The following is a 21,986-nucleotide window of genomic DNA, read 5'->3' as shown; positions in this document are numbered from 1 at the left end:
CGGATGCAGTCCCTGTCGACGGGACCACCCGGCCGACAGGTCTTCGGATGCTCCCACTGCGTCTCTACGGCCCGCCCGGGCCGAACGGTTCACGCCTCCCGCCGCCGGTCCGGCGGCGGGGTGGGGTTCAGGACGGCGAGGACGAGGTCCAGGAACTCGGGCTCCGGATCGCGCTCGATGGGCACGAGCTCCGGCGGCTCGGCTCCCGCCGGGCGCGGCGGCAGGTCGCGGTCCGGCTGCGGGGGGCTCGGCACCATCGGCGGGTTGGCCCCCTGCGCGTACAGGTCGGAGCCCTGCGCCTGCGGGGCGGGCCGGCCGAGGTCCACCCACGAGTCCTCGGACAGCTCGCTCCCGGTGTCCGACAGGTAGCCGCCCTCCAGGTCCGAGTCGCCCTCGTACTCCTGGGCCGTGCGGAACGTGGCGTCCGTCGGCCCGCGCCCGTGCGTCGGCTTCTCGTCGCCGTCCTCCTGGCTGAACTCGCGCCGGATCGATCCCTTGAGGGACGGGGCCGTCACCATCGAGTCCTCGGAGAGCACGCGCTCGTGCCCGAGGTTGGCCGGCGGCTCCTCGGGCGTCGCGTGCCGCAGCGACCGCTCCGTGTCGTTCGCGTCGTAGGCCGGCACGTACCGCACCGGCCGGACCGGACCGCCCGGGTTGCCGAAGGGCCGCACGGGCGGCGCGACGACGACGTCCTCCCCGTCCGGCAGGTCGCCCGGCGTCTCCTGCACGCCACCGAGGTCACCGTCGCGCGGGGTGAACGGCCCCTGGTCCCCGCCCAGCGGCCGGAAGGCCGGGTACGGTCCGGCCGCTGGGATCCGGTTCCCGCGCCGGTTCACCGGCCCGAGCAGGGTCTCCTCCTCGCTCTCCTCGCTCTCCTCGGAGTCGTCGTCGGCGTCCTTCCGGTTCTGCGGCTGCTCCGGGAGGTTCACCGTCGCGGCCGAGTCGTCCTCCGGCGCGCTCGCCTTGATCACCTCGGGCACCTCCTCCGGCACGTCGGTCGGCCGCTGCCGTGACAGGTCCTGGGCCGACGAGTCGTTCCCGTCCTTCACCCCGGCCCCGGCCGGGGTGAGGTCCGACTCCGGCACCTCGTGCAGGGTCTCCATCGGCGTGAACCGCTCCCGGGGCCGTCGCCGGGTCGGCGGAACGTTCTCCACCGTCGTCTCCCGCAGGTCCTGCGGACCGGGCCGCCGGACCGTGGTGTCGTTCGACCCGGCCGGGGCCGAACCGATCTGGAACTGGCGGGCGGCGCCCCTGGTCCTCGGCGGCCGGACGCTCTCCTCCGGGTTCGGCACCGGGTTCTGCCCCTGGTCGCGCACCGGGGCCTTCCCCGCGTCGGGCTTCGGCGGCGTCACCGGGTCGTCGGGGGTGACCACGATCACGTCCACCTCCTGCTTCAGACCCCGGGTCAGCCGCCGGAGCGTCCGCTCCAGGTCCTTCGCGTGCCGACGCGCGTCCTCGGCCGCCGTTTCCAGGGTGATCTCGACCAGCGGCCGGGGCGCACCCTGGGCGGCCGGCTCGGAGAACGCCGTCCGCAGCCCCGTGACCACCTCGTTGAGGTAGGTCGAGGAACCAGCCCTGACCGTCCAGCGGAAGTCCGGCTCGGTCGGCTCGTGCAGGACGAGGTCCGACTGCCGCTCGGTCACCGGCCCGTCCCACCGGTCGCGCACCTGCTGCTCCGACAGCACGTGGGCGGCGGCGACGTGGTCGACGACGTCCTGGAGCCGGTGGCGGTCCGCCCTCGGCAGTTCCTCACCGGCGAGCAGGTCGCGGATCCGGTCGAACGGCGCTCCGGACGCGCCGGCCCTGGCCAGGTCGATGACCTGGCCGAGGCCGTGGAGCCACTGCCGCGCCCGTGGGGTACCCGCGGTGAGCGACTCCGGGAGCAGGCTCCCGGCGGCCCGGCCCACGAGCGCGATCCTCGCGTGGTGGTCCGTCGTCGAGGCGTTCAGCCCCAGGGCGTCCGCCACCGCGCCGGCCGCGCCGGGCGGCCGACCGTGCAGCAGGATCTCGCCCTCGGCCGCGTTCTCGCTGAACCTGAGGTAGCCGTTGCCCGGCACCTGCTGCCCGGCCTTGGTGTGGGCGGTCGGGATGTCGATCTGGATCGCCATGAGCTCCTTGCGGGCGAGCGTCCGGTCGCCCTTGTGGTAGACCACCTCCACCTCCGCGAAGCCGTGGTAGCGCGCGGTCTCGTTCTTGATCTTGGCGTTGTTGACGAGCTGGCCGGCGGTGCCGGTGGAGAGATCGGTCCGGCCCTGGTGGCCGAGGTCCCCGTAGCCGCCGATCCGGCCGCTGACGAAGGTGCCGATGTCGCCCTTGAAGCCGCCGGTGGCCCTGGCCGAGATCTGGAGGGTCCGCTGGGCGTTGGTGCCGTCGGCGACCGAGGTGGTGTTGGTCGGGTTGGACTCCGAGGCCGTGTCGATCCGGACGAACTCCAGCTCCGTGATCCTCGTCCGGACCTCGACCCGGACGTCCCCGCTCAGGTCCGGCGGGCCGATCAGGAAGGTGGAGTTCCCGGGACGGCCCGTGGGCACGGGCGCCTCGCCGTCCGCCGTCGGGCGGGGCGGCAGGGCGGGCGGGGTGAGCGGGGTGGTGAGCTTGCTCGCCAGTGACACCGGGTCGATCATCCGGTCGACCGTGCGCCGGATCCGGTCCCAGTCCTTCGCACCGAGGAACTCCTCGGCACCCGCCGTCAATTGCCTGCGGGCGGCCTCGTCCATCGTGACCGAGCGCACGACGTCGGTGTCCACCAGCCCGTGCGTCCACACCCGGTCCGGCGGCGCCTTGGCCGTCGTGGCGCCCGCGGCCTGGTCGACCAGGGAGCGCAGGGCGTTCCCGCGGGGCGCGGACGCGCTGTCGAAGGCGTTCAGCGGGTTGGGCCGGTCGCCCGCCGGTGCCTTGGGCATCGTCTCGTTGAAGTCGATCACCGTCTCCATGCCCAGGGCGCGGCGGTAGTAGGCGAGCTTGGTGCCCCCGAGCGCGCTCTTCGTCTCGACCCAGAAGTGCAGGTCGGCCTCGCCGGTGAAGACGCTGCTCTTCAGCTTCACCTTGGTGGTGTTGCCGGAGCCCGCGCGGTTGGCCCAGGTCTCCTGGATGTCGTGGCCGGTCGCACCGGCCACCGCCAGACCCGCGTACCAGTTGCCGCCCGCGACGTTGCCGGTCACGCGCAGTTGGTGGCCGCTGCCCTTGCCTCCGCCGGTGGCGCCGTCGGCCGCCGAGTGGGTGTGCTCGGTCTGCGTCCCGGTGTTGAACTCGGTGGTCGCGGTCGTGCCGGTGTTGGTCAGGTTCCTGACGGACGCGCCGATCCTGATGGTGACGTCCCCGTCCGAGACCACCAGCCGGCGGCCGTTCATCATGCCCTTGAGCCGGTCCTGGAGGTGGTCCGGCGTGAGGGTGTCGTACAGCTTGTGCCGGAGGCCGGACCTGCCCGGTCCGTGCAGCCAGGAGTAGAGGTCCTTCCCGCCGGGTTCCGCCGTCTCCTTCGACCTGCCGAGGATCGCCTTGGCGAAGTCGAGCCGCTCGGTCACCGCCATCCGGTCGACCGCGACGGAACTGCCGGTCCGGTCCGACGACACGGAGGAGTCCTGCGGGTGGAGCGACGTGGAGCCGCCGCCCGGCTGCGACGAGGCCGAGCCGCCCCCCGGGTGCGGCGAGGCCGAGCCGTTCCCGTCGAGCGCGGACGAGCTCGCGTTCCTGCTCGCCGCGGTCGAGCCGGTGTTCGCGCCGCCCGGCACGAAGACGTTGGTGACCACGTCGGAGGAGCCCAGCACGTGCGTCAGCCAGACGCGGTCCGGGACGGCGCGCACGTCCTCCGGCTCGACGGGGTCGTACCTCGGGGTGAACACCTCCGTCCTCATGGTGATCGGGCCGAGCTTGGTGGTGCCGGGAATCAGACCCAGCGTCCGGCCGCGGATCTCCACGTCGAACACCACGTCGGTCTCCGACACGACGGCCGTCGAGACGTTCTTCGCCCGGTTGACGGTGCTGCCGGCGGTCTCCAGCGCGATCCCGGTCGACGTGTCCCTGCGGTAGGAGTAGTCGACCGTGACCCCGTTCTTGGCGACGGTGGCGTTGACCCCGAGGGTGCCCGTCACCCGGCTCCGCTCGTCCTGCGAGACGCCGTGACCGGTCCGGTTCTGCGCGCCGACCTCGAACTCGGCCCCGCCCACCTCGCGCACGGGCTTCGGCGCCGTGTTCAGCCGGGCCCGGACGATCACGTCGGCCGACCAGCCGACACCGCCGACCGGCACCTTCAGCACCCCGCCACGGGTCAGCTGGGAGATGTTGGCCTGCAGCGTGGTCGGCCCCAACTCCTCGGCGAGGATGCGGTCCAGCGACCGCGAGACCCCGCCGACCGGGCCGAACCGGCTCTTCAGCGCGCTGCGGACGTCCGCGAGCACCTGCCCGCCGCCGCTCTTCCCGTCGCCGAGCTCCTTGAACGAGACGACGGAGGCGGCACTGATCTCGTTGCGCGGCAGGACGACCTCCCCGCCCGACGTCTTCGCCGCCTTCGGCGATCCCACGCTGAACTCGGTCGAGAGGCGTTCCTCGACCGGGCGCGGCGCACCCCGGCCCTCCAGGACCAGCGTCAGCCTCACCGTGCCGCTGTGGACGTTCTGGGCGTCGCGGATCTTGCTGTTCATGTACAGCTTGTCCGCCTCGGAGTCACGGGTGCCGACGCGGACCCGCTTCTGGTGGCTGAGCTCCGTGCTGCCGGAGGGCGGGTTCCCGGCCACCGGGAAGCCGACGGCCCCCTGCTTGACGTCGTGCTTCCCGCTCTGCCGCCGCTCGGAGGTGAACGTGCTGCTCTCGTTCTGCCGGCTGAGGTCGGCGTCCTTGGAGTGCCGGACGAACGCCGTGTCCTCCAGCGTGGCCCTGACCGTCACCTTGAGACCGCGGCCCAGCGCGGAGTCCGTGAACGCCCCGGGCTTGCTCCGGTCGAAGGAGGTCAGCACGAACTCGTCACCGCGGGTCATCGCGCCGAGCCGGGAGGCCAGCGCGGGCTGGGTGGCGAGCTGCATCACCTCGTCCCGGATGGACGGCCAGAGGCTGCCGTAGTACTCCCGGCCGGCCTTCTCCAGATCGGCCCTGAGCTTGCCGACCGATCCGAGATCACGGATGACGGTGGCCTCCGGCAGCGTGGTGAAGGTGCGCTCCCATCCCTCCGGCCCCGTGCTCCCGGCCTCCTCCGTGGTCCTCCTCGGCGGCGTCTGGACCGTCAGGTCGGCCTTCGGCATCAGGGAGCGGAAGCCGATCGGCACCTCGACGGCGTCGCCCACCTGCGTGTCGCCCCTTCGGACCACCACCTCCAGGTAGCCCTGGCCGTCGAGGATCGAGCCCGGCTCCTTGGTCTTGGTCGTGACCGCGGTCTCCAGCGTGCGGCCGGAGATCCGGATCTCGTCCGAGCCCCTGCGGATGCCGTAGCCGCCGCCGACGTTCCGGTCGTCCGCACCGAGCCGCCCGGCGCCCTGGATCTGCCAGAGCCCGCTGACGACCTTCCGCCGGAGCTTGGTGACGATGGCACCGGCACCGGTGTTGAACTCGGTCTCCTTGGTGTCCGCCACCAGCTCCAGCCGACGGCTGGCGGCCTTGACCTCGATCACGACGTCGCTGTCCGGCAGCCGGAGGACCACCGACTCGCCGTTCGTCATGCCCTTGAAGTCCTGCTGGAGACGCCGCTGACCGAACTCCGCCACCAGCTGGTCGGACAGCTTCCGGCTGTTCCCGCGGAACGCCTGCCGGACGTCGTCGTGCTGCATCAGCAGGTCGACGACACCCGCCATGACCTGACGCTGCACGGGGCGGCGGCCCGCCACCCCGAGGTCGGTCAGTTCCGTGCTCCCGTCCGGGTTCGGCCCCGCCGGCCGGATCCGCGGCTCGCCGCTCACGTGGACGTCCAGCATCACGTGGGACAGGTGCAGCCGCGGGTCGGTCCGGATCCCCTCCTTGAAGTCCGCCGGCCAGGGCTTGTGCGCGGCGTCGGGGGCATCGGCGGTGGCGCGGGCCTCGCGCTGCGGGATGCCGACCTCGATCGGCGTCGACGTGACGTTCTCGGCCTCCCGGTTCAGCCGGCCCGTGAGCGCCGGGTCGTCCCGCCGCCCGGCCGCCTGGTACCCGACCTCCAGGAACAGCCGGCCGTCGAACGTCAGGGTGGTCTCGGTGGTCTTGGAGCGCGAGAACAGCCGGGCCCGGGTCGTCAGACCGTCCCAGCCCGTGACGTCGCGCTGGTAGCCGGCCGAGCCCTGGAGGCGGAACAGCTTGAAGAAGTCGAACCGCCCCTGCGGACCGAGGCCCCAGCGCCCACGACCGCCCGCGACCGTGCCGAGCGACACCACCCGGTCACTGCCGCCCTCGTACTCGAACTTCTCCTTCGCCTTCTCGCCCACCCGGTGGGCCAGGTTCCCCACCTCACCGCGGACGGTGATGGTGCCGTGCCCGGCGTCCGTCCCGACCGGGATGTGCAGGACCTCCCCGCGGGACAGGGCCGACACCTGGGCGCGCAGGCCGGAGCCGCTGAAGACGCCCTCCGCGAGCGTGCGGGCGAGGGCCTGCGGGTTGGCCGTCCCCTCGGGGAGCTTCGCCTCGATCAGCTTCGCGACCTTCACGACGAGCGCGCCGTTCGGTTCGCCGATCGAGGTCACCATGTGCGCGCCGGAGAGGAGACCGGATTCGTCGACGGCCCTCGGCGGCAGCAGCGGCGACGGCGGTGGTGGCGGCGGCGGGTCCGCCGGGAGCTCCTTGACCTCGTCGGCCTCCTTGCGCTCCTCGACGATCTCCTCGATCTCGCTCTTCGCCTTGGGCTTGAGCGGCCCGGCCGTGCTCTCCTCGACGTCCCCGTCCTTGCGGCCGGTCGTGAGGTCCCCGTCCCGGTGCGAGGTGACGGACGGGTGCGTGCCGGAGCTCCCCGCTCCTGTCGCGGCGGTGCTGGTCGCCGCGTCGATCAGTGCGACCTGCCGCCGGAGCTCCTCCATCGACAGGTGGTCCTCGGCCTCCGGCTCGACGAACGCCGCCTTCGCCTTCGCCTTGCCCTTCCGCCCCTCCGACTCGTCGCGCGGCTGGAGGTGGACGCCCGTGTTCCCCGTCCCCTCGTCGTGGTGGATCGAGAGGCGGCGCCCGTTCACCGGGCCGAACACGACCATCTCCCCCGGGCCGTCGGCCCGGGTGTCCGAGCGGACGATCCGCAGGTCCAGGGCGGAGGCCATCAGGACGAGGAACACGTCCTGCACGTGGCGCTGGGCCCGCGCGGGATGGACGCCCCACTCCCGCCAGGTGGCGAGTTCGTCCCGGAGGGACTCCCTGAAGGACTCCCAGTCCACCGTGTCACGCCGCTGGCCGCCGGCCCAGTCGAGGTAGAAGCGGTACGCCTCGTCCGCGAGGTCGGGGTCGTCCAGGAATCGCCGCTCGACCTCCTCGCGCAGCGCGCGCTCGGCGGCGTCCGGGTCCCCGGCCACCCGGTCCGCCCCGTCCTCGCCGAGGGCGTGGACCAGCAGTTCCCGGGGGGCCGCACCGGCGATCGACCGCAGCACCGGCAGGCCGCCGTGCTTCCCGTCCTCGTTCTCCGGGAGCACGGCGTTCCGCAGCCGCGGCGCTCCGTTGTCGGCCGGCGTGGAGTGCTGCCGGGAGTTCTCCTGGCCCGGCTCGCCCCAGATTTCGGCGATCCGGCCTCCCTCCCGCCGGACGTGCACGGTGACGCCACCGGCGGTGCCGTCGACGACGCCGTTCTCCGGCAGCCGCCCGGACCGGTGGGCGCGGTCGAGCACGACCCCGGCCGCGTAGCGGATGTCGTCGGCCGACCACTCGCGCGGCAGGCCGGAGCCGCGCGGGTCGCGCCAGGCGTCCTCGGTGAACTCCTGCCGGAGCCGCCGGACGTCGTACTGCGGGGCGGACGCGGGGATCTGCTCGTCCTGACGGCGCGGGCCGGGCTCGCGCAGCGCGTTCGGCCCCTCGGTCGGCATCACCCGGTCGGACAGGGTGGTCACCGGGCCCGCGTGCCTGAACAGCTGGGCCGGCGGGCCCTGTTCGTGGTTCGGGCCGAACCCGGGCAGCAGTCCCCCCAGCAGCGTCGGGAGGCCGGTCTCGCCGGCCTGCCGCGCCGTGAGGCTCCGGTAGGCGCCCTCGGGACGGTCCACCGGTATCACGGTGACGTTGACCAGCAGCGGCTGCCCGCCCCGGTTGCCCTGCGCCCACTGCTGCCGGACGCTCCGGTTCAGCTGGTCGGTGTAGGCGTGGACCTGCTGCTCGGTGATCCCGCCCTCCCGGCTCACGTGGAGGGGGACGACGATGTCGACGCCCTGCTGTCCGGAGTTGAAGAGCACCCGCCGGACCTGGAGGAAGCCGTCGCCGGCGGCGATCCGCCGGCCGTCGCCGGTGGCGATGATCCGGTGCCGGTCCCAGCCGTCCGTGCGCCCCTCGGGCTGCACGTCGGTCGGGCGGTAGGCGAGGTGCTGGCCGTCGCGGCTGAGACCCTCGATGCGGACGCCCCCGGCCTCGCCGACCCACCGGTAGGTCCGGTCGTCGATCCGGACCTTGTGGAACGCCGAGGCGTGCGCCGACTCCACGGCGTCCAGGACGGTCCGCCGGTTCCACTCACGCGGGAACATCGTCCGCGCGGAGTTGTCCGGCTCCCGCCAGTGGTTGCGGAACTCCGCGAGCGGCGCGTCGGGAGCGACGGTCGCGTCCAGGAAGCGCACCCTGGCCCGGTAGGTGCCGTTGACGTGGACGGGGCCGCGCTCGATCACCTCGACACCGCGCCGGCGGAGCCAGGTCGCGGCGTCCACGCCCGAGCCCGGGGTGATCTCGTGGTGCAGCCCGGTGAGGAACTGCCGGTCGCCGTAGCGGGCGATGTCCTGCGCCCTCTGCCCGTACCGCAGCAGGTCCCACGGGCGCGAGGGCGCGTGGGCGAGGTCCGGGTCGCGGGGCGGGAGCGGGCCCAGGTCGGACAGGCCGTCCCACGGCACGGCCTCCCGCCTGGGCCGGGTCGGCGGGGGCGGCACCGGTGCGTCCGGCGTCGTCGGTGGGTCGGGCGTCAGCGCCGAGTCCGGCGTCATCGGCGGCTCGTGCGGCTCGTGCGGCTCCGGCTGGGTGTCGGAGGGCCGGAAGGACAGGAACCGGTCGCCCCGGATCTCGCCCTCGATCCGCACCCCGGCGTACTCGCCGACCCAGCGGTGGCGCCCGCCCCAGAGCGGGGTGACCGCGTCGTGGGCCAGCGCGTGGAGGTACGCCTGCTCGGCGGCGTAGACCGCGTCCGCCTCCGTCCAGTTGCGCGGGAACAGCCGTCGGCGGTCGGCGGTGTCGGTGGTGTCCAGGATGCCCGCGGCGCTCTCGGTGTTCACCGTGGCGGCGCGGCGCCGGCCCCTCGGCGCGGCCTCGTACTCGACGTGCAGCACACCGTTGGCGTGCTGCTCGACGATCCCCGTGGGCAGCCGGCGGTCCGCACCCGCCACCGGGAGCAGGTGCCCGCCCTGGCCCCGGCGGTCGCCGTACAGCGCGGTCTGCCGGGCATCCGCGTCGAACGCGGCCCGGGGCGGCAACGGCCGGCCGTCCGGCGCCCGGTGGGTCGGGGTGAGCCGGGACGGCTGGGTGCCGAAGACCTCGTCGATGGCGGCACCCAGCTCGCGCAGGCTGCGCGGCGCCAGGTTCTGGACACCGTCCAGCCTGCGGGACGGGATGCCGGCCACCTGGTCGGAGGAGACCCGGCCGTGCTCGACGTGCGGGCTGTTCATGATCGTGGCGTCGTTCTCGACGACATGCCGGTTCTGGAAACGGCGGTACTCGTCGTCGAAGCCGATCAGGTGGCCGATCTCGTGGGCGAGCGTCTCCGGGGTCGATTCGAGGGACCAGGTCTCGTTCTCCTCGTGCAGCTCGCGGCTGAACAGGTCGACGATGTGGACGTGGTGGTTGACGTCGGCCGAGTGGTCGACGAACTCGGGACGGACCCGCAGCACGCTGCCGTCGGGCAGCCGGTGCCCGGTGTTGTACACCAGGTTGACGCCCTCCCAGGCGCGGTCGATCACCAGACCGATCTGTTCGTCGGTGAACTGCTCGACCTGCGCGTCGTAGCCGTAGCCCTCCTCGATGCCCGCCTCGGCGGGCTCCCGGCGGATGTGGATGCGCACCACGACCTCGGTGGCCGGCTCGCCGTTCTCCAGGAAGCCGCGCCGGGCCTCGTACCCCCGCAGGAACGAGGCCGAGACGGACCGCTGGAACGCGTCGACGGGGGCCCGGACCTCGCGGGCCCCGGTGACGCTCGCCAGGGCGGACTCGTCGAGGTCCACCAGCATGGTGAGGTCGTCGCCGTGGTCCGTCCCGGCGACCGAGGACTCCCGGTCGGACGCCATGTCGGTGTCCTGGTCCTCCGTGACGTGCTGCTGCGCGTCGTCCTCGGAGACCCGCACCACCAGCTCGCTGTCCGGGCCGTACTGACGGACGGTGCCGTGCCGGTCGGTCACCTCCAGCCGGACGTGCAGGGCGTGCGCCAGCAGCGGGGCCAGCGCGCCGCCGAGCCCGGCGTCGTGGGTGCCGTCCCCGGCCTCCAGGGCGTCGCTCAGGCCGTGGAGCTGCCGGGCGGTGGCCGGGTCGGGCACCGCGCCGGGCCGGAACGCGGTCAGCGCCTCGGCGGGGAGGTGGTCGGGCGGGGTGTTCCGGAGGTAGTCGGCGACCTCCCGGGCCATCAGCCGCAGCAGTTCGGGCCGCGGGGTGCCGGCCGGGAGGTCGTGGTGGGCCAGCAGGGCCGCGGCGAGTTCGGGGGACGCGTCCGCGACGGCGGTGAGCAGCGGGTCCGCGGCCGGCGGCGCGAGGTGCGGGACCGCGGGGCCGCCGGGGCCGCCGGTGTGCGCCGGCGCGTAGCCCGCGGGCGCCTGCGGGGCGTGCAGCTGCGGAAGGTCCCGCTGGTCGCCGATGCCCCGGTAGCCGTGGATCATGCCGTCGACGATGTCGACCTCCAGCAGGACGCCGCGGAAGTCGCCGAAGACGACGCTGTTCTCGTTGGGGCGGACCTGGTGCCGGTCGACGAACTGCGTCACGGCCCAGCGGGCGTCGGCGGCCGTCCACTCGCGCGGCAGGCTCTCGTCCTCGGGCAGGCCGCGGGGGTCGAGGTCGAGGCCCTCCCGGCTGAAGCGCTCGTCGACGGCCTCGGCGAGCGGCCGGCTCCGCGGGTGGCCGTCCTCGGTGACGACGACCGCCGGGTGCTCCTCGGTCTCCCGGCGCGGACCGGGCTCGCGCAGGTCGGCGGGGACGTCCGGGGTCCCCTCGGCGTCCCGGTGGCCCCGGAGCACGTCCGCCCGGGTGGGGGCGGACTCCTCCAGCAGGTAGAGCGTCCCCTGGAAGCCGTCCGGGTCGTACGGGTCGGCGAGCGGGCCCAGCAGGGACCGCACGTCGTCGAGGTCGACCGCCATCCGGTCGTCGGGGCGGGGCGAAGCCTCGTGGTCGGCCGGCGGGGTGGCGGCGTCCCGCGGCCCGTCCCCGAAGTCGAGCCGGACGGTGACCAGCATCTCGGGCAGACCGTCCGCGTCGGCGGTCGCCCGCACCCGCTCCCGGACGAAGGTGTCCACCTGGCGCCGGAGTTCGGCCCGGTCGCCCTCCCGGTCGCGGTGCGCGAGGTCGCCGTCGACCCGGACGGTGATCTCCAGGCCCAGCTGCCCGGAGTCGAACAGCACCCGGGAGAGGCCGACGGTCCGGCCGTCCAGGTCGGTGTCCGCGCCCCGTTCGACGTGCAGCACCCGCGCGTCGTCCCAGGCGTTCAGCGGCGGCGCGGGCTGCGTCCCGGCCGGGCGGTGGGCCAGGTGGGCCCCGTCCCGCGAGAGGCCCTCGATGCGGACGCCGTCGGACTCGCCCACCCAGTAGTAGGTCCGGCCGTCGTCCAGGGGGACCCGCAGCTCGTGCGGGACGCTGTCGTGCGCCTCGTCGACGTGCGTCAGCAGGTCGGTGGACGACCAGCGCCGCGGGTACATGACGCGCACGCCCTCGTCGTCCGCCCGGACCCGCCAGCGGGTCCGGAAGTCCGCGAGCGGCGAGTTCGGCGCGACGGTCGGGTCCAGGAAGGCCACCCGCGTCAGGTAGGTGCCGTTGTGGGCCCGCGGCCCGGTCTCGACGATCTCCACCCCGTGCGCCCGGAGCGCGCTGCTCCGCTCGGACCGCGACAGGTCCAGGCGGTGGTGCAGGCCGGTGAGGTTCTGCCGGTCGCCGTAGTGGACGACGTCCTCGGCGCGCTGGCCGAAGGTCCCGAAGGCCCGTCGGCGCGCCTGCGGGTCGTCGGTGAGGGTCGTCGGGTCGGGCCGGTGCGGCGCGTTCAGCGGCGGGTCCGTGTCCGGCTGGTCGTCGGCTGGACGGAACGCCGGGAAGCGGTCGCCGTGGACCTCGCCCTCGATCCGCACCCCGGCGTACTCGCCGGTCCAGCGGTGGCGGCCGCCGCCGAGCGGGACGACGTTCCGGCGGTCCAGCGCGTCCAGGTACGCCTGTTCGGCGGCGTACACCGCGTCCTCGGACGTCCAGTTGCGCGGGAACATCCGGCGCAGGCCGGAGCCCGCGACGAGGAGGTCGTCGACGGCCGCGGAGTCGCCGGTGGTCCGCCGGGGGCGCGGCAGGTCGCTGCCGGGCTGGGAGGAGAAGTCGGCGACCACCACGCCGTTGCGCTCGACCCGCACCACCCGGTCGGGCACCGGCCGGTCGGAGCCGGCCGGCACCAGCAGGTGGCCGCCCGGCGTCCGGGTGTCACCCTCCAGCGAGGACCGCCGCGCGTCCAGGCCGAAGGAAGCCCGCGCCGGAAGGTCGTGCACGGCCGACACGGTCGGCCTGGCGCCCAGGCCCCGCACGATCGCCTCGCCCAGCTCGCGCAGGTTGTGCGGGGGCAGCGAGAAGTGGACGACGGTGTCGTCCGCGTGGATCCCGGCGTCCTGGTCGATCCGGACCCGGTCGCGGGCGGCGTGGGTGCTGCCCATGAGGACGCCGGACCCGTCCACGGCCCGCGGCGGGATCCCGGTGACGAGGACCCGCTCGTTCCCGTCCTCGTCCGTGGTCGTCTCGCGGGCGCGCCGCTCCCGGTACTCGTCGGGCAGGCCGAGCAGGTGGCCGATCTCGTGCGCCAGGACGGTGCGGCGGGTGTCCAGGGACCACCGGGCGCTGTTCTCGCGGATGTCACCGTCGACGACCTCGACCCGGTGGTGGGCCGTCGCCGGATCGTCGACGAACTCGGCGCGGACCACCAGGACGTCGCCGTCGGGCAGCCGGTGCCCGGTGTTGTAGTAGTCGTCCACGCCCTGGCGAGCGCGGTCGCGCAGGCTCCGCAGCTCCGAGCCGTGGTCCCCGGCCGGCAGCCCGGCGGTGTCGAGGTGGATGCGCACCACGACCTCGACGGCCGGGCGGCCGTCCGTCAGGACGACCCGGCTCGCCTGGAAGGCGCGGAGCCCGGTGGCGGTGCTGGAGTGCAGCGCGGGGTTGTCCGGGGCCCTGACCTCGGCGGTGTCCAGGACCCGGGCGACCGTCAGGTCGGGCGCCGCCGCCGCGTACGCCGGCCGCGGCGGGGCGGCCGGGTCCGGGGTCTGCGACCGGGTGTCGGAGAGCGCGTCGGACTCGTGCACCGACGCCATGTCGTCGTCGCTCATGAAGTAGCGCGTGGAGTCCGAGTAGGAGCTCGCCACCGACTCCATGTCGTCGTCGGCGTCCCGGTACAGGTCCATCTCCTCGTCGGTGAGGGGCCTGCCGGACGGGGAACCGGCGCCGTGCTCGGAGCCGCGGTCGTGTCCGGGGGTCCGCGGCCACTGGCCGGGCGGGAACGGCCAGACCTCGTCGAAGCCCTCCGGCGTGTCCGGCCGGTAGCCCGGCGAGGAGCCCGTGGACTCCTCGTCGAAGCCCTCCGGCGTCGCCGGACGGTAGCCCGGCGAGGAGGCGGCGGAGCCGTCGTCGGCGCCGGGCGTCCGCGGCGGGGCGCCGTCGTCGTGCTCCGGGGACGAGGGCACGGAGCCGTCGTCCGACCGCGGCGTGGACGGCACCGAGCCGTCGCCGGCCCCCGGGGTCGACGGCAGGTCCTGGCCGGGGTGGAGCGGCTCGTAGTCGTACAACGGCTGGTAGGTCAGCGTGGTCGGATCGACCCGGTACCTGCCGGGCTCGTACACCGGCACGCTGAGCTGCGGCGGCGGGACGTGCCCGTCGGCGATCGAGAAGTCGACGATCCGGTACTGCTCGTCCCGCCACACCGTGATCTCGACACCGGAGAACCGCACCCGGTCCTGGAAGGTGCCGTCGGGCCGCAGCATCTGGTTCTCGATCTGCGCCCCGTAGTAGGCCGCGTAGAGCCGCTCGGCCGGCGTCCACTCCCGGGGCAGGCCGCGGCCCGCGGTGGCGTCCAGGTCCGGGCTGATCCGGTCGGCGGGCACCGCGTCCGGCGGCGCCGACCCGTGGAAGGGGGGCCGGTCGTCGGGCCGCCGGGCGCTGCTGCCGAGCGGCAGCGGCTCGGTGAGCGGGACGGAGCGCTGCGCGTGCGGCGGCAGCACCACGCCGGGCTGCTCGTCCGCCGGGCGGTGGACCAGGTGGCGGCCGTCCCGGGTGATGCCCTCGATCCGGATGCCGTCGCCGCCGGTGCCGGTCCAGTGCACGGCGCCGTTGACGTTCCGGTCGTCGGCCCGGTTCCGGTGGAGGTACGCGTCCTCGACGGCGTCGTGCACCCGGCCGGTCGTCCAGTTCCGGGGGTAGAACGTGTTGGTCGGGTGGTCCGCACGGAGGCGCCAGCGCGAGGGGAAGGACGCCATCGGCGCCCACGGCGACACCGTGGGGTCGAGGAACCAGACGGCGGCGCGGTAAGTCCCGTTGGGGTGCTGGGCGAACGGCTCTCCGATCTTGATCCCCTTGCGCTCCCCGGCCATCGGGCCGCGGGGGCGGCCGCCCGGCTCCCGGGGCGGCGGCCCCGGCGGCTGGTGGTGGACCCCGGTCATGTCGTACCGGCTGCCGTACCGCACCAGGTCGGTGACCTGCTGGTCGAAGGCCACCCGGGTCTCGTGCCAGGGCAGGAAGGCGGGCGCGCCCTGCACGCCCCGGTCCTCGGAGGGGCGGAACGAGACGATCTCGGCCACCTCGACCGGGCCGCCGGGCCGCCGCTCGGTCCGGACGCGGACCTCACCCTCGATCCGCACCCCGGCGTACTCGCCCGTCCACGCCCAGGACACCGGGCCGAGCTCCGTGAACGCCTCGTCGCCCCGGCGCAGGGCGCTCTGGTACGCCTGCTGCGCCGCGTAGGAGACGTCCTCGGACGTCCAGTGCTCCGGGAACATCACCCGGGTCCGCTCGGACGGCGGGAGGGCGAGGTCGCCGGTCCGGTCGCCCTGACCGGTCCGCCCGTCGTCGGACGACCGGTCCCGGACCAGGAAGGTGCCGTTGCGGTGCTCCGAGCCGGGCACCCGGAACGGCTGCGGCCGACCGGTGCCGGGCGTCGGGAACAGGTGGCCGCCGCCGTCGCGCCCGGCCCCCGGGGGCCGCATGCTGTCGCCCGTCAGGGTTCCGTACAGCGCCGTGTGCAGGGCCCGGGCGGACAGCCGCGGCCGCGGCGGGTGGACGCCGTCCCCGGCGGGCCCGCGGTCCGGCCCGAAGGCCAGGTCGACCGCGAGCCCGATCTGCTCCAGGTGCCGCTGGCGGAGCAGCCGCTCTTCCCTGAACGCGGCCGCCGTCGGGTTGTCCACGTCGATCAGCGGCCGGCGGAAGCGGTCGCTCAGGTCGGCGCCCATGAGGCCCTGGGCGTAGGCCGGGCGGGCAGCGTGCGCGGCGGAGCCCTCGCGGTACTCGTCCGCCAGGCCGAGCAGGTGGCCGACCTCGTGCGCGACCGTGTCGGGCCGGATGTCCAGCGTCCAGTCCCTGGCGGTGCTCCGGCCCTGCTCGCGGTGGATCCTCACGACCTGGTGCGCGTCGGCCGGGTCCTGCACGAAGTCGAGTCGCACCCGCAGCCGGTCGCCGCTGGGCAGCCGCTGGTCGCCCCCGTAGTACTCCGCCATCGCGGCGCGGGCCCGGTCCACCATCTCGTCGAAGCCGCGGGCGGTCACCGGGTCGGCCAGGTTCAGCCTGGTGGGGTCCACGTCGAGGTGGATCCGGACGGTGATGCGCGACTCGGTGTCGCCGTCGGCGTACCTCACCCGCTCCACCGTGAACCGCTGCCGGTTCCGGGCCTGGACGCTGTACTGGAACAGGTCCGTCGGGGGGCTCACCTCGCGGATCCCGATCAGCTCGACCGCCTCGGGCCCGCGGTCGGCCCGCTGGTCCGGCACCCGCTGGTCCGGCTGGGCCCAGAAGTCGGTGATCCGGCCGTTCTCCACCCGCACCGTGAGACGCACCCCGGCGAAGCTGCCGTGCGAGAGGACGGGCGCGGTGCCGCCGTCCTGCGGCGCCGGTCCGCCGGGCACGCGGTGCGCCGATCCCGCGACGCTGGTCGCGGCGTAGCGGGCCTCGTCGGCGGTCCACTCCCGGGGCAGGCCGCGGCCCTCGGTCGGGTTGTCCCACGCGGCGGCCGTGAAGAACCGGCGCCGGCCGTCGAGCATCGACTCGCCGGCCACGGTGCGCGGTGCCTCGGGAACCTGCGGCTGCCCCTCCGAGGTCAGGACCTCGGCCAGCCGGTCCGTGCCCGCGGCCCCGTGCAGGAGCGGGATCGCCTGCTCGATGGTGGGGTCCTGCCCGGGGACGAGCCGGACCTCGGTGGCGTCGGCGTCCTCGGTGAACTCCAGTCGGAGGTCGATCGGGGCGTCGTGCGCCGCGCGGTGGCCGTCCAGGTACTCCTCGGCGGCGCGGCGCAGCGTCTCCTCGGCGTGCTGCCGGTCGGCCGGACCGGTGTCCTCCCCACCGACCAGCCGGACCCGGGCGGTGACCCGGAGGGCGTCCCTCCCGTCGAACAGCAGGTCGCGGCGGACGGTGACCGGCCCGAGGCCGTTCAACCGCACGTCGGTGCCCCGGGTGGCCGTCAGCGTGGAGGGGTTGTGGTACTCCGGGTTGTCGAAGCCCTGGTAGGGCGACGGGCGGTGGTAGTAGAGGGCGCCGTCCGGGCCGAACCGGCCCTCGATCCAGACGCCGCCCGCCCGGCCGACCACCAGCCGGGAGCCGTCGGACTCGTGACGGGTGAGCAGCGGGTGGTCGAGCGCCTGGGTGACGTGGGCGCTGAGCTCCGTCGCGCCCCAGTTCTCCGGGTAGTGGACGGTGCCGGGGTCGAGCGCCGACCGGTGCCAGCGGCTGGGGAACCGGGCCAGCGGGGCGTGCTCGCCGAGCCCGGGGGCGAGGTGCGTCTCGAAGACGCGGACGGTGCCGTTGGGCAGGGTCACCCGCGACCGGCCGGGCCCGGGCGGCTGCGGGCGGCGGGGTTCGCCGGTCACCGAGCCGTCGAGGTCGACGGGCTGCCAGGCGGTGGCGGTCGGCCGGCTCGGCCGGAGGGCCGGAGCCACCTGGTTGGGGACCTCCGGCATCGGCGGGACGTGCAGCTGCGCGTGGTCCCGCTGGTCGCCGACGCCGTGGACGGCGGTGATCAGCCCGTCCGTGACCTCGACGTCGACCCAGACGTCGCCGACCGGGCCGCGGACGATCAGGTTCTCGACCTGGCCGTGCTCGGCCTCGTACCGGGTGAGGATCTCGACCGCGGCCCAGCGGGCGTCGAGGGCGCTCCACTGGTGCGGCAGGCTCCGCTCGGCGGGGAGGTCGCGCGGGTCCGCGTCCAGCGCGTCGTCGTGGAAGTACTGGTCCAGGTCCGCGAGGTGCTCCACGGCCGCCTGGTCGTGGCCGGGGCTGACGGCGGGTGCCTCCTCGTCCGGCCGCAGGCCGGGTTCGCGCAGGTCGGCGGGGACGTCAGGGGCGGGCCGGGGCGCGGGCGGGGGCGCCGCCTGGTGCAGCTCCGCGATGTTCCGGTGGAACACGTCCAGGTCGCCGTGGACCGTCAGCGGGGCCAGGACGGACTCCGCGGTGGAGACCGCGTCGTGCTGGACGACCACCTCGGCGAAGACGGCCGGGTGGGCCGGGTCGGGGTCGATGACCACGGAGACCGGCAGCCGCGGCACGCCGTGCGCGTCGGCCCTCTCCTGCGCCCGCGCCTCGACGTACTCGTCGACGGCGCGCTGGAGCCGGCCGAGCACGTACGCCTGCCGCTCGGGCGTCACCCCGTCCTGGACGTGCGTGCGCACGGGCAGGGTGATCTGCAGCCCCTCCTGCCCGGAGTCGAAGCGGACCCGGGTGACGCCGAACGGGAGGGCGCCCGCCGTGACCCGGAGCTGGGGCGCGACGGCCTCCACCCGGTCGGGGTCCCAGCGGGGCAGGGGCTGCGCGGTGGTCGGACGGTGGGCCAGGTGGGCCCCCTCGCGGGAGAGTCCCTCGATGCGGACGCCGTTGGCCTCGCCCACCCAGTAGTAGGTGCGACCGTCCTCCAGGAGGACCCGCCGCTCGGGCGGCGTGTTGTCGTGGGCCGCGTCGACGACGGCGAGCAGCTGCTCGGGGAACCAGCTCCGCGGGTACATGGTGCGCAGGCCGCCGTCGTCCTGGCGGATCCGCCAGCGGGTGGGGAATCCGGAGAGCGGCGAGTCCGGCGCGACGGTCGGGTCCAGGAAGGCCGCCCGGGCCCGGTAGGTGCCGTTGTGGGCCGGCGGGCCGGTCTCGACGATCCGCACCCCGTGCGCCCGGAGGATCTCGGTGGCTTCCGGGCGGTCCGGGGCGAACTCGTGGTGCAGGCCGGTGAGGTTCTGCCGGTCGCCGTAGCGGACGACGTCCTCGGCGCGCCGCCCGAAGGTCCCGAAGGCCCGGGCCGGGTCGTCGGGGCTGGGGCGGTGGGGGGCGTTCAGCGGCGGGTCCGTGTCCGGCTGGTCGTCGGCCGGACGGAACGCCAGGAACCGCTCGCCGTGGACCTCGCCCTCGATCCGCACCCCGGCGTACTCGCCGGTCCAGCGGTACCGGCTGCCGCCCAGCGCCACCACGTCGCCGGTCACCAGCGCGTGCTGGTACGCCTGTTCGGCGGCGTACACCGCGTCCTCGGACGTCCAGTTGCGCGGAAACATCCGGCGCAGGCCGGAGCCCGCGACGAGGAGGTCGTCGACGGCCGCGGAGTCGCCGGTGGTCCGCCGGGGGCGCGGCAGGTCGCTGCCGGGCTGGGAGGAGAAGTCGGCGACCACCACGCCGTTGCGCTCGACCCGCACCACCCGGTCGGGCACCGGCCGGTCGGAGCCGGCCGGCACCAGCAGGTGGCCGCCCGGCGTCCGGGTGTCACCCTCCAGCGAGGACCGCCGCGCGTCCAGGCCGAAGGAAGCCCGGCGCGGGAGGTCGTGGAGGCCCGGCAGGAGGTGGTCCGAGCCGAGGGCCGCCTCGATCGCCCGGCCCAGCTCGCGCAGGTTGCGCGGCGCGAGCGCGAACCGCAGCGAGGTGTCGCTCACGTAGGTTCCGGCGTCCCCGTCGATCCGGGGCTGACCCTGGAACCCCTCGGTGCCGGCCATCAGCGAGGCGTCGGAGTGGGCCGGCCGGGCGCGGTACCCCGCCGTGCTGACGGTGCCGCCGGCGTCCGCCTGCAGGAGCCGCCGCGAGCGGTACTCGTCGGGCAGGCCGAGCAGGTGGCCGAACTCGTGGGCGAGCACGTGCCGGTCGCTCTCCAGGTGCCAGAGGCCGGAGTGCTCGTTCCCGGTCCCGGGCAGGACCTGGATCCGGTGGTGCGACCGGGCCGGGTCGTCGACGAACTCGGCCCGGACCACCAGGACGTCGCCGTCGGGCAGCCGGTGCCCGGTGTTGTAGTACTCGTCGATGCCCTGGCGGGCGCGGTCGCGCAGGTCCCGCAGCTCCGTGCCGTGGTTCCCGGGCGGCATGCCGGTGGTGTCGAGGTGGATGCGCACCACGACCTGGACGGCCGGCCGGCCGTCCAGCAGCACGCCGCGGGCGGCCTGGAAGCCGCGGTGGCGGGTGGAGGTGCTGCTGTGCTCGGCCTGGTTCGCGGGCGGGCGGACCTCGGCCGGGTCGAAGAGCATGGCGAAGCGGAGGTCCGGGGCCGGCGCCTCGAAGGCCGGCCGGACCCTGGCCGGCGGCAAGGGGTCGTCGAGGTCCATGAGCGGCCCACCCGGCGCGTCCCCGTTCCCGGGGTGCTCGCCGGAGTCGGACTGCCAGTCCATGTCGTCGGACAGCTCCCCGTCGGACATCTCCCCGTCGGACAGCTCGCCGTCGGACATCTCCCCGTCGGACGGCTCGTCGTCCTCGTCGTCGGTGCGCGGGACGTCGCCGTCCTCGTCCTGCGGAGCGGGGCGCCGGGGGGCGGCGTGCTCCGTCCCCTCCGCCCCGGGACCGGCCGGCTGTCGCCGGAGCGGGTCGGGCACCGCGACGTGGCGCTGCGGCGGCGGGGTGTGCCCGTCCGCGACCGCGAAGTCGACGATCCGGCGCTCCGCGTTCCGCACCACCGTGATCTCGACCTCGGCGAACCGCACCCGGACGCGGTAGCCGCCGTCGGGCGTCCGCGTCTCGGCCCCGACCGGCTTCCCGTGGTACGCCGCGTAGCGCCGCTCGACCTCCGTCCACTCCCGCGGCAGTCCGCGGCCGGCCGTCCCGGCGAGGTCCCGGGCGAAACCGCTGCGCGGCAGCCGGCTCGGGGCCAGGTCCGAGACCACGAGGGGGCGGCGGCCGGTACCGGGCGGGGTGGGCTCGGCGAGCGGGGCGACCAGGGCCGCGCCCCGGTGCGACCCGACCGCGGACTGGTTCTCCGCCGGACGGTGGATCAGGTGGCGGCCGTCCCGGGTGATGCCCTCGATCCGGACGCCGTCGGCGACGCCGGTCCAGTGGACGGCGCCGTCGACGATCCGGTCGTTGGCGGGATTGCGGGTCCGGTAGGCCGTGTCGACGGCGGTCACGACCTGGCTGTGCGTCCACGCGTCCGGGTAGAACATGTTGTACGACCGGTCGGTGCGCCGGTGCCAGCGGGTGGGGAACTGCGCCAGCGGGGCTTCCGGGGAGACCGTGGGGTCGAGGTAGCGGACGACGGCCCGGTAGGTCCCGTTGGGGTTGGGCCGCGAGGGGTTCTCGATCCTGATGCCCATCCGCTCACCGGCCAGCACCACCCCGCCCGGGGTCGACAGCCGGTCCGGCGGCCGGTGGTGGACGCCGCTGAGGGTCTGCCGGTCGCCGTAGCGGACCAGGTCCGAGACCCGCTGGCCGAAGACGTCCGTGGCCGGGCGCCACGGCATGTGCACGGCCGGGCCGAGTCCGCCCTGGTCGTCGGACGGGCGGAAGGAGACGATCTCCGCCACCCTGGCGCCGTTCTCGACCCGGACCGTGGTCCGGCCCTCGATCCGCACGCCGCCGTACTCGCCCGTCCACGCCCAGGAGACCGGGCCGAGTTCGGTGAACGCGTCCGGGCCCCGGCGCAGCGCGTGCTGGTACGCCTGCTCGGCCGCGTAGCCCGCGTCGGCGGAGGTCCAGTGCGCCGGGAACATCGTGCGCCCGCGGTCCGGCGCCCGCGGCGGGAGCGCCAGGTCGCCGGCCAGCTCGCTCCGGCCGGTCCGCCCGTCGTCGGCGGGGCGGTCGTACACCCGGAAGGTGCCGTTGCGGTTCTCCGAGCCGGGGATCCGCTCGGGCCGGGGCCGGTCGGAGCCGGGCGGCGGGAACAGATGGCCGCCGCCGTCGCGCCCGGCCCCCGGGACCCGCAGGCTGTCCCGGGTCAGGGTCCCGTACAGCGAGGTGTGCAGGGCCAGGCCGGTCACCCGGGGGCGCGTCGGGTGGACGCCGTCCCCGGCGGGCCCCCGGTCATCCCCGAACGCCCTGTCGATCTCCTCGCCCAGCTGCCGCAGGTTCCGTGCGCGCAGCACCGGCCGGGGACTGGGCGTCCCCCCGGAGTGGTTGTCCATGTCGAGCGGGACCCGGCCGAACCGGTCGGCGGCGGTGGCGCCCATGATCCCGCCGTCCGTCGCGGTCGGGCGGCTCGGGCGCTTGGAGCGCTCGCGGTACTCGTCCGGCAGGCCGAGCGAGTGTCCGAGCTCGTGGGCGATGGTCCTGCCCGGGATGTCCAGGCCCCAGTTCAC

The 21,986-nt window shown here is 75.0% G+C and carries 1 protein-coding gene (running past one end of the window); it reads right to left on the bottom strand.

Annotated elements, in window-relative coordinates; genetic code table 11:
* Positions 1-89 precede the first annotated feature (89 nt).
* On the bottom strand, positions 90-21,986 hold the 3' portion of the coding sequence (locus tag ABT238_RS06430; protein ID WP_350755749.1) for an EndoU domain-containing protein. 13,785 nt of this gene lie beyond the right edge of the window; the window shows 21,897 of its 35,682 coding nt (coding positions 13,786-35,682); its start codon lies beyond the right edge, outside the window; its stop codon occupies positions 90-92.

Source organism: Kitasatospora sp. NPDC001527, from assembly GCF_040298605.1.
Classification (GTDB): domain Bacteria; phylum Actinomycetota; class Actinomycetes; order Streptomycetales; family Streptomycetaceae; genus Kitasatospora.
This window is presented reverse-complemented; position numbering and strand designations above follow the sequence as displayed.